7 protein-coding genes and 1 pseudogene are annotated in these 9,966 nt (G+C 67.7%); 5 read left to right on the top strand and 3 right to left on the bottom strand.

All coding sequences use genetic code 11. The features are described 5' to 3' along the window. The coding region (locus WA965_RS23175; protein WP_526448117.1) for an Rv3654c family TadE-like protein at positions 1 to 242 on the top strand (242 nt) is incomplete at its 5' end. Here WA965_RS23175 and WA965_RS23170 read toward each other — a convergent pair. After that, positions 239 to 1,318, bottom strand: a complete 1,080-nt coding sequence (locus tag WA965_RS23170; protein WP_526295427.1) for a PAS domain-containing protein — start codon at positions 1,316 to 1,318, stop codon at positions 239 to 241. The two genes, WA965_RS23175 and WA965_RS23170, sit on opposite strands and share 4 nt — an antisense overlap. A gap of 291 nt (positions 1,319 to 1,609) precedes the next feature. Beyond that, complete coding sequence (sftH, locus tag WA965_RS23165) at positions 1,610 to 3,946, bottom strand: DNA 3'-5' helicase SftH (RefSeq protein ID WP_526448118.1); 2,337 nt, start codon at positions 3,944 to 3,946, stop codon at positions 1,610 to 1,612. 308 nt (positions 3,947 to 4,254) lie between these two features. Between sftH and WA965_RS23160 the strand changes: the two genes are divergently transcribed. From WA965_RS23160 to topA, 3 genes are all read left to right on the top strand, one after another. Next, positions 4,255 to 4,458, top strand: coding sequence for a cold-shock protein (locus WA965_RS23160; protein ID WP_006243848.1), 204 nt, complete (start codon positions 4,255 to 4,257; stop codon positions 4,456 to 4,458). A 97-nt stretch (positions 4,459 to 4,555) separates the two neighbouring features. After that, complete coding sequence (locus tag WA965_RS23155; protein ID WP_526295424.1) at positions 4,556 to 5,146, top strand: hypothetical protein; 591 nt, start codon at positions 4,556 to 4,558, stop codon at positions 5,144 to 5,146. Between the two features lie 133 nt (positions 5,147 to 5,279). Further along, complete coding sequence (gene topA, locus WA965_RS23150) at positions 5,280 to 8,108, top strand: type I DNA topoisomerase (RefSeq protein ID WP_526295422.1); 2,829 nt, start codon at positions 5,280 to 5,282, stop codon at positions 8,106 to 8,108. On the opposite strand, the gene WA965_RS23145 is transcribed toward topA, so the two are convergent. Further along, the gene (locus tag WA965_RS23145) at positions 8,105 to 9,688 is read right to left on the bottom strand and encodes an adenylate/guanylate cyclase domain-containing protein (protein ID WP_178359430.1); all 1,584 of its coding nucleotides are present in this window, start codon (positions 9,686 to 9,688) and stop codon (positions 8,105 to 8,107) included. The two genes, topA and WA965_RS23145, sit on opposite strands and share 4 nt — an antisense overlap. Positions 9,689 to 9,770: 82 nt before the next feature. On the opposite strand from WA965_RS23145, the pseudogene WA965_RS23140 reads away from it, so the two are divergent. Next, positions 9,771 to 9,966, top strand: a pseudogene (locus tag WA965_RS23140) (DNA polymerase III subunit delta'); the annotation flags it as partial.

Raw genomic sequence — 9,966 nt, 5'->3', positions numbered from 1 at the left:
CAGCAGACCTCGCCGCCCTCGCGGGTGCGGCGGGATTGCCGGCGGGCGCTCACATCGCCTGCGGACAGGCCACGGCGCTGGCGCGTGCGATGGGAACGGTCGCGGTGAGATGCACGGTGGACGGACTCGACGTTGTTGTCACGGTGGAGGCCTCGCGATCGCTGGGGCCGGCCGGTATGGAACCGGCTCGGGCGATCGCCAGGGCGGGGCCCGCGGGAATGGCAGGCTCCCGGGACAACTAGGTCTTCGTCGCCCTCTCCCTGCGTGGGCGTGGCTTGCGAGTGCCGCGGGTCGGCTCTTCGGATTCCATGAAACCGGCGACGGCGAGTTCTTCCCCGGTGGGCAACCGAAACGCTGCCAGGCCGGCATAAACGCCCTTGTCGAGTTCGACACGGTGCACCCCGACGTGGACCGGGATCCACCCGCCGTGGTGCGCCACCATCCGCAGCACCCCGGAGGTGGCGCCGGTCTCGAACTCTGCGGCCATCGCGGCGAGCGTGGCCTGATCGTCGGGATGAGCCCGGTCGCCGACAATGCCTGCGCGCCAGTCGAAGAACGGCACGGGATCGTCGAGCCACTTCAGCAACGACCAGTGCCTCGGGTCGACCAACGCACGGTGGACACCGTCTTCGGCCATGCTGTCGAGGATCCGCTGGCCCAGCAGATCCTCCTGGATGCCCGGACCCTCCTGCACGCTGCGCCAGTTCATCGCCCGGCAGATCAGCCGCCCCTTGTCGTCGTCGGGATCCTCCGGTAGCGACCGGGCGACAAAACCGACCGTGATCCGCTCACCCCGGTAGTCGGTGACATCCCAGGTATTGCAGATGGTCACCCCGTCCTCGGGTTTGATCACCATGCCGATGACCTCGGCCTCGTTGGGGTTCAGGTTGCGCCGGGGAAGGTCGTCGGCAAAGGCCCGCCCCTGGGTGGATTCCGTGGCCGGATCCCATCCCCCGATCGACAGCGACTCCGGGGTATCGGTTGCGGTACCTCGGGTGAGATCCCAGATCAGAGCACCGACAACCGGCCGGGGTGGCGGCTCCTCATCGGGCGCGCCGACCCAGATCTGGACCCCGTGGATCCGGCCGTCGGACATCTGGACGACCTCGGTGCGGATCACCCGGCGGTTCTTGGGCGTGATGCTGCTCAGTCCTTTACCGGCCCGCACGGTTTCACCGATCGCGGTCTGGATGGCCATCAGGTTCGGATCGCGTCGAAGGTACGTGCTGATCGGCATCAGATTCTTGGTGTGTGCGCCGTCGGCGACGACGGCGGGCTCACTGCCCAGTGTCTCCACGAGCACCCAGTCGTGGGTCATGACAGAAATCTTACCGGCGGGTAGATAACCGCCCGTGAAACGCGGCACGACGGAATCCGCATTCCCGCCCCGCTGAGTACGCGCGCGTACCGTCGGCCCTGCTCATCAGCTTGTTGCAGCCAGCGCTGTCACAAGGTAATTTCCCCTTCAAGCCTGGTATGCGAGGTCGGAAACGCATCTCGCAGTCCAGCCTGATTGCCGCCGTGTTCGTGCCCTGCTGCGGTTTTTCAGCTGGGCCTCCGAACCGTCGCATTCGTGGGCGATCGTCGAGGGGTCGATCGTCGCGGGGACTCAGGGTCCCGGATCTGCGAGTGCGGCCATCACCAGCCGTAACACCGTGACAGCGCCGTCTTTGTCCAGCGGATCGTTGCCGTTTCCGCATTTCGGTGACTGCACGCACGACGGACAGCCCATCGGACACTCGCAGGCCTCGATCGCCGACGCCGTTGCCCCCCACCATTGTGTGATTGTGCGGAATCCGCGGGCCGCAAAACCCGCACCTCCGGGATGACCGTCGTAGACGAATATCGTCGGCAGACCGCCGACCGGGCCGATCGCGGTGGACACCCCGCCGATGTCGCCGCGGTCGCAGCTGGCGACCAACGGCAGCAAGCCGATGGCGGCGTGTTCGGCGGCGTGCAGCGATCCTGGTACCCGTAGCGGGTCGATCCCGCTGTCCTGCAGGGCTTCCGGGGTGATCGTGCACATCACCGCCATCGTCTCGAGGGTGCGCTCCGGCATGTCGAGTTCGACGAAGTCCATCACCTCACCGCTGAGTCGGCGGCGCAGATATCCGGTGACGGTGTTGGTGACCGATACCGGAACCAGACCCACGGTGACCGGCCCGTGGTCACCGCGTTCGCCCTCGCCGGTGACACTGATGCCGGTCAGCTCCCTGGCAAAGGTCGTGTAGCCGGGATCTTCGCTGTGGACGAAGGCGACGCCGTCCTCGAAGTCGAGCGAATCGACCACGTAGCTCTCACCCTGGTGCAGGTACACCGCGCCGGGGTGAACCTGCGCGGGCGCCTGACCGGCGCCGGTACTGCCCAAGATGCGGCCCGTGCCGACCTCCAGGATCGCGATCTGACCACCGGTGGAGCCCCGGATGTCCACCCCCGCGTGCGGATCGACACCGGGGGTGGGGAAGCACCCGCTCGGTCGGCGCCGCAGCAGCCCGTCGTCGATCAACGCCCCCGCGACCGCTTCCGCATCCCACATGCGCACCTCCGCGTCGGTCAGCGGGAGCTCGGTGGCGGCGCAGAGAAGCTGCGGTCCAAGCACATACGGATTGCCCGGATCGATGACGATGCGTTCGATCGGCTTGTCGAGCAGCGCTGCCGGGTGGTGCACCAGGTAGGTGTCGAGAGGGTCGTCGCGGGCGATCAGCACGACCAGGGCTCCCTGGCCGCGGCGGCCGGCGCGCCCGGCCTGCTGCCAGAACGACGCGACGGTCCCGGGGAAGCCGGCCAGCACCACGGCGTCCAGACCTGCGATGTCCACACCCAGTTCCAGTGCGTTGGTCGTCGCCACCCCGCGCAGTTCGCCGTCGGCCAGCGCCTGTTCGAGCCGGCGTCGGTCCTCGGCGAGGTAACCGGCACGGTAGGAGGCCACCCGGTCCGCGAGGTCCGGGGCGGTCTCGGCCAGCCGTGTCCGAGCGCCCAACGCGGTCAGTTCAGCGCCCCGGCGGGAGCGCACGAACGTGAGCATTCGTGCCCCCTCGGCGATCAGATCCGCCATCACCCGCGCTGCCTCGGCACCGGCCGATCGCCGCACCGGTGCGCCGTTCTCCCCGACGAGGTCCGCCATCAACGCCGGTTCCCACAGTGCGACCGTTCGTGCCCCCTGTGGTGACCCGTCCTCGGTGACTTCGGCGACCGTCTGGCCGATCAACTCCGAGGCGGTGACGGCGGGTTGCGCGGTGGTTGCACTGGCGAAGATCACGGTGGGCCCGGAACTGTCCGTACCGGTCGCTGAGTAGCGGGCGCACAGGCGTAACAACCGGCGCAGCACCATCGCCACGTTGGACCCGAAAATGCCTCGGTAGTAATGGCATTCGTCGACCACGACATAGTGGAGATTGCGCAGGAAGACGGCCCAGCGCGCGTGGTTGCGCAGCATCGAGAGGTGGATCATGTCGGGATTGGAGAAGATCCATCGCGACCGTTCCCGTGCGAAGCGCCGCACCTCGGTCGGGCTGTCTCCGTCGTAGGGGGTCGGCGCGACGTCGGCGAGTCCGGGCACCGCCGAGGTCAGCGACGCGGCCGAGCGCAACTGGTCGTGCCCGAGCGCCTTGGTCGGCGACAGATAGAGGACGCGGGCACGCGGGTCTTCTTTCAGCGCCGTCAATATCGGGAGTTGGTACGCCAGCGATTTGCCCGAGGCGGTGCCTGTGCTCAGGACGACATGACGTCCGGCCCGCGCCAGCTCGGCGGCTGCGAGCTGGTGCGACCAGGGAGCCGCAACCCCTCGATCACGGAAGGCGCGCACCACATCCGGGTCAGCCCACGGCGGCCAGGCCTGGGTTCTGGCCCGCCGCGGTGGCAGGTCCGCGACATGGCGCACGGGATGTTCGTCGGCGCCGGTGCCCTCGACCGCGCAGGCGAGCAGCTCGCGGCCGAATTCCGACACCGGATCTGCCACCTGGGACCTCTCGGGACGTCTGGATGGGGCGTAGCGCACTCGTCCTATGTGAATTGTTCACTACGTGATCTCTCCCAGACTGTCGCAGCAGCCCCGAACGTGATTGACTTGTTGCGGTCGCAGCTTCTGTGTTCGTGTACAAGCACTCGCAGGATCGACGTTGCGGTCGCGGTTCCTGCGAGGTTGTACGTCGGGTCGAGTTCCGAACACTCCACGAAGGTATGGCGGTCGGAACGGGCCCGGTACACCGGAAGTCGGTGGACCGCTCCCGGTTGAAGAGAAGGAAATTACGAGAGATGCCACAGGGAACTGTGAAGTGGTTCAACGCGGAAAAGGGCTTCGGGTTCATTGCTCCCGAAGACGGCTCTGCTGACGTGTTCGTCCATTACACGGAGATTCAGGGCAGCGGCTTCCGCACCCTGGAAGAGAACCAGAAGGTCGAGTTCGAGGTCGGCCAGAGCCCCAAGGGCCCCCAGGCCACCGGCGTTCGGGCCGTCTGACCGAAGCGCGCCAACCAACACCTCTTTAATCACCCCCGCGTCATCCACCCGGAAGGCGCGGGGGTGTTCTCACTCCTGCTGCCTTAATGTCACTGGTGTGAGCCAGCTGTCCTTCTTCTCGGCTGAGTCGGTGCCGCCGGCAATCGCCGACCTGACGGGCATCCTGGCTGCGCAGGGGCAGGTGGTGCTCGCCGGGAGTTCACAGGAGCAGACCGCACGGTTGTCGGTGGTGGTGGACGCGGTGTGGCGGGCCGAGGCGCTGGCCGACATGATCGCCGAGTCGGGGCTGGAACCCGAGATCGCCCGGACCGACGAGGACACGCCGCTGGTCCGCACGGCGCTGGATGCCCGTCTGGTCACGATCGCCGGCCAGTGGACCAGGGGCGCCGTCAAGACGGTGCCCTCTCAGTGGCTGCCGGGCCCGCGGGAGCTGCGGGCGTGGACGTTGGCGTCCGGGACGCCGGAGTCCGACCGCTATCTGCTCGGATTGGACCCGCACGCACCCGATACACATTCGCCGCTCGCGTCGGCCATGATGAGGGTCGGGATTGCGCCTACGCTGATCGGGACCCGCGGGACCCGTCCGGCACTGCGGATCAGCGGTCGGCGGCGGCTGTCGCGCCTGGTAGAGAACGTGGGGGAACCTCCGGAAGGCGCCGACGCGTTGTCGCAATGGCCGCGGACCTAGCGGCCGCGGGGCGGTCGGAGGCGCGGGGGCCAGTTTGCGTCGGCAGGCCGGGGGTGCGAAATTGTGAGTTGCCGGGGCGGCTCATCGCAGGATGCGACGTTCGCGGGCAATAAAGAAGTGGAGCTATACATAGGTGGCTGACGGGGACCGCGGAAGCGGGAGCGGGAGCAACGGTGCTGTGCGGCGACTCGTCATTGTCGAGTCGCCCACCAAAGCACGCAAAATCGCGGGCTACCTGGGCTCCAACTACATCGTCGAGTCGTCCCGCGGGCACATCCGTGACCTGCCCAGGGCCGCCGCGGACGTCCCTGCCAAGTTCAAGTCGGAGCCGTGGGCGCGCCTCGGGGTCAACGTCGATGCCGACTTCGAACCGCTCTACATCATCAGTCCCGAGAAGAAGAGCACCGTCGCCGAGCTGAAAGACCTGCTCAAGAACGTCGACGAGCTCTATCTGGCCACAGACGGCGACCGTGAGGGCGAAGCGATCGCCTGGCATCTGCTGGAGACGCTGAAACCGCGCATTCCGGTCAAGAGAATGGTGTTCCACGAGATCACCGAACCGGCGATCCGCGCTGCCGCCGAGGATCCGCGGGATCTGGACAACGACCTGGTCGATGCCCAGGAGACCCGCCGCATCCTCGACCGTCTCTACGGCTACGAGGTCAGCCCGGTGCTGTGGAAGAAGGTCGCACCGAAGCTCTCGGCCGGGCGGGTGCAGTCCGTCGCGACCCGCATCATCGTGCAACGCGAACGCGAGCGGATGGCGTTCCGCAGCGCGGGCTACTGGGACGTCACCGCCGAACTGGACGCCAGCGTCTCGGATGCGCAGGCATCTCCTCCCCGGTTCACCGCCAAGCTCAACACCGTCGACGGGCGTCGCGTGGCCTCCGGTCGCGACTTCGACTCGCTCGGTGTGGTCAAGAAGCCCGACGAGGTGCTCGTCCTCGACGAGGCCGCCGCGGGTGCCCTGGCCACCGGTCTGCGCGGCGCGCAGATGCAGGTCTCGTCGGTCGAGCAGAAGCCCTACACCCGCAGGCCCTATGCGCCGTTCATGACATCGACGCTGCAGCAGGAGGCCGGCCGGAAGCTTCGGTTCTCGTCGGAACGGACGATGAGCATCGCCCAGCGACTCTACGAGAACGGCTACATCACCTACATGCGCACCGACTCGACGACGCTGTCGCAGTCGGCCATCGATGCCGCGCGCAACCAGGCTCGTCAGCTGTACGGCGAGGAGTATGTGCATCCGACGCCGCGGCAGTACACCCGCAAGGTCAAGAACGCCCAGGAGGCACACGAGGCCATCCGACCGTCGGGTGATGTGTTCCAGACCCCGGGCCAGCTGCACTCGGCGCTCGACACCGACGAATTCCGGCTCTACGAGCTGATCTGGCAGCGCACTGTCGCCTCGCAGATGGCCGATGCCCGCGGCACGACGCTGTCGCTGCGGATCGCCGGAGCCGCCAGCTCAGGCGAACAGGTGGTCTTCAATGCCAGCGGTCGCACCATCACGTTCGCCGGATTCCTCAAGGCATACGTGGAGAGCCTCGACGATCAGGCCGGCGGAGAAGCCGACGACGCCGAGAGCCGACTGCCCAATCTGACCCAGGGCCAGCGTGTCGACGCCACGGACCTGACCGCCGACGGGCACACCACCAGCCCACCCGCGCGGTACACCGAGGCGTCGCTGATCAAGACGCTCGAAGACTTCGGGATCGGCAGGCCCTCGACGTACTCGTCGATCATCAAGACCATCCAGGACCGCGGCTACGTGCACAAGAAGGGCAGTGCGCTGGTCCCGTCGTGGGTGGCGTTCGCCGTCATCGGCCTGCTCGAGCAGCATTTCGCCCGGTTGGTCGACTACGACTTCACCGCCGCGATGGAAGACGAGCTCGACGAGATCGCCTCCGGCAACGAGCGAAGGTCCAACTGGCTCAACAACTTCTACTTCGGTGGCGATCACGGCGTCGAGGGCTCGATCGCGCGTGCGGGCGGGCTCAAGAAGCTCGTCGGCGGCAACCTCGAGGAGATCGACGCCCGACTGGTCAACTCCATCAAGCTCTTCGACGACTCCGAAGGACGTGCGGTCAACGTCCGCGTCGGGCGCAACGGCCCGTACCTCGAGCGGATGATCGTCGGTGACGACGGGGAGCTCACCCCGCAGCGAGCCAACCTCAGCGACGACCTGACACCTGACGAGCTGACCCTGGAGCTGGCCGAAAAGGCTTTCGCCACACCGCAAGAGGGCCGCTCGCTGGGTGTGGATCCCGAAACCGGGCACGAGATCGTCGCCAAGGACGGACGCTACGGTCCGTACGTCACCGAGGTGCTGCCCGCGCCACCGGAGGACGACGACGGTACGGCGGGAACCCCCGCGAAGAAGGGCAAGAAGCCGACCGGTCCCAAGCCGCGCACCGGTTCGCTGCTGCGCACGATGGACCTCGAGACGGTCACCCTCGAGGATGCGCTGAAGCTGCTGTCGTTGCCGCGGGTGGTCGGTGTGGACCCGGCCAACAATGAGGAGATCACCGCGCAGAACGGCCGCTACGGCCCGTATCTGAAGCGCGGCACCGATTCTCGTTCGCTGGCCACCGAAGAGCAGATGTTCACCATCACTCTCGACGAGGCGCTGAAGATCTACGCCGAGCCCAAGCGGCGCGGCAGGCAGGGGGCGGCCACCCCGCCGCTGCGCGAGCTGGGCAACGACCAGGCCAGCGGCAAGCCGATGGTCATCAAGGACGGGCGCTTCGGTCCGTACGTGACCGACGGTGAAACAAACGCCAGCCTGCGCAAGGGCGACGACGTCATGTCGATCACCGACGAGCGGGCGTCCGAGCTGCTCGCGGACCGTCGGGCCCGTGGTCCGGTGAAGAAGGCCGCGAAGAAGACTCCGGCCAAGAAGGCGGCCAAGAAAGCGCCGGCGAAGAAGGCCGCTGCGAAGAAAGCCGCGAAGAAGGCCTAGCGCGACAGTCTGACCTCGTCGGCGGTCACCAGGTTGACCGGGCGGGCCAGCTGCGTCGGTGCCGTGCGGCCCCGCAACTCGACGGTCTCCCCGACGTCCCAGCAGAGGGCTTCCGCGTCGAGCGCGCCGCTGACCGCGATCGCCGAGGCCAGCACGTGGCCGGGTTCCAGCTTCGCCAGCTCGGTGAGCCGGGCGGCCTCGTTCACGGGGTCACCGATCACCGTGTACTCGAATCGCGCCAACGCCCCGATGTGGCCGGCGATCGCCCGGCCGGCGGACACCCCGATGCCGAAGTCGGTTTCGCCGAGGACCTCGATGAGATCGTCGTGCAGCTCGCGGGATGCGGCCAGCGCCGCACCGGACGCGTCGGGATGCTCGATCGGAGCCCCGAAGATGGCCAGCGCGGCGTCACCCTGGAACTTGTTGACGAACCCGCCGTGGCGGTTGACGGTGTCGACGACGACGCGGAAGAACTCGTTGAGCAGGCTGACGACGTCTGCGGCCGGGCGGGTCGCCGCCAGCTGGGTCGAGCCGACCAGGTCGACGAACAGCACGGCCACGTCGCGCTCCTGGCCGCCGAGCTCGGTACCCCGTTCCAGAGCGCGGCGTGCGACGTCCTCACCCACATAGCGGCCGAACAGGTCGCGTAGCCGCTGCCGTTCGGCCAGGTCGCGCACCATGTCGTTGAATCCGGCCTGGAGCAGCCCCAGCTCGCTGGCGTCGTAGATCTGCATGTGGGCGTTGTAGTTACCGCGCTGCACCTCACCGAGGGCCCAGCGCAGCTGCCGCAGTGGGTCGGCGATGGACATGGCCACCAGCACGGTGCTCGCCAGCCCGATCACCAGAGCAGCGATCGCCAGCAGCAGGATCGTCGTGGTGAGTCGTTCGGCGGGTGCGGTGAGGATGGAGAACTTGCTGGCCACCAGCGCGAGCACGATGGTCAGGACAGGCACACCGGTCGAGAGCACCCAGGTCATCACCTGGCGCAGGATGACGCCCGGGGCGCGGAAGTTCTCCGGGACTCCGCCGCGCAGCGCGGCCACGGCCACCGGTCGCAACACCCGCTCGGACTGCAGGTAGCCGATGATGGCGGTGGCGGTGGCTCCCAGGCCGGTGGCGACGGCCACCACCGGTGCGGACTTGCTGGCCACCGGCCAGCTGGCGACGATGAACACCACCGACCCCAGCAGCCAGTTCGAGACGTTGATCAGCGAGCGGTAGAACGGCATCTTCAGCGCCCGGATGCGGGCCACTTCGGTCTCGGCCGGGTCCCGCTCGCCGAGCAGCATGTCGCGGCGCTGCCAGCGCATCACCGGGATCAGCAACCGCAGGCTCAGGTACGACGCGACGGTGAACGACACGAACAGGAAGCCCAGGAACACCACCAGGTTGAAGGTGGGCAGATCCTGCAGCTGGATGCGGTCCTCGGGAGGCAGGCCGAACCGCAGGAAGCCCAGGACCAGCAGCGCGCCGATGATGTCGGCCTGCAGCATGCCGAGGGTGAAGACCGGCCACGGGGTGCGCGCGACCCAGCGGACGAATGCGCTGATTCGCCCGACCTCGATCGGTTCGGCGGCCATCCGGATACCGTATCGGGCGCAGCTGACGGGAACGGGGCCTCTGGGACGGACGTGTCGGTTCGCAGCATTACTGTTATCGGCGATGGCAGGTGTTTTTGCGCGTCTGGTGGGCCAGGACGCCGTGGAGTCGGAACGGGTCCACGCGGCCCGGGCCGCACGTGGTGATTCGGCTCACACGGGGGCCGCCGGCGAGATCGATGTCGCAGCCCGGTCGATGACCCATGCGTGGCTGATCACCGGGCCGCCGGGCTCGGGCAGGTCGGTGGCCGCCCTGTGCT

Source organism: Mycobacterium sp. (genome assembly GCF_049683935.1).
GTDB lineage: Bacteria > Actinomycetota > Actinomycetes > Mycobacteriales > Mycobacteriaceae > Mycobacterium.
Note: the sequence above shows the minus strand (reverse complement) of the source record. Positions and strands in the feature narration are given on the sequence as shown.

Coding starts and splice junctions, on each gene's coding strand:
- WA965_RS23170 (WP_526295427.1), bottom strand. CDS start 1,318: ATGACCCACGACTGGGTGCTCGTGGAGACACTGGGCAGTGAGCCCGCC.
- WA965_RS23160 (WP_006243848.1), top strand. CDS start 4,255: ATGCCACAGGGAACTGTGAAGTGGTTCAACGCGGAAAAGGGCTTCGGG.
- WA965_RS23145 (WP_178359430.1), bottom strand. CDS start 9,688: ATGGCCGCCGAACCGATCGAGGTCGGGCGAATCAGCGCATTCGTCCGC.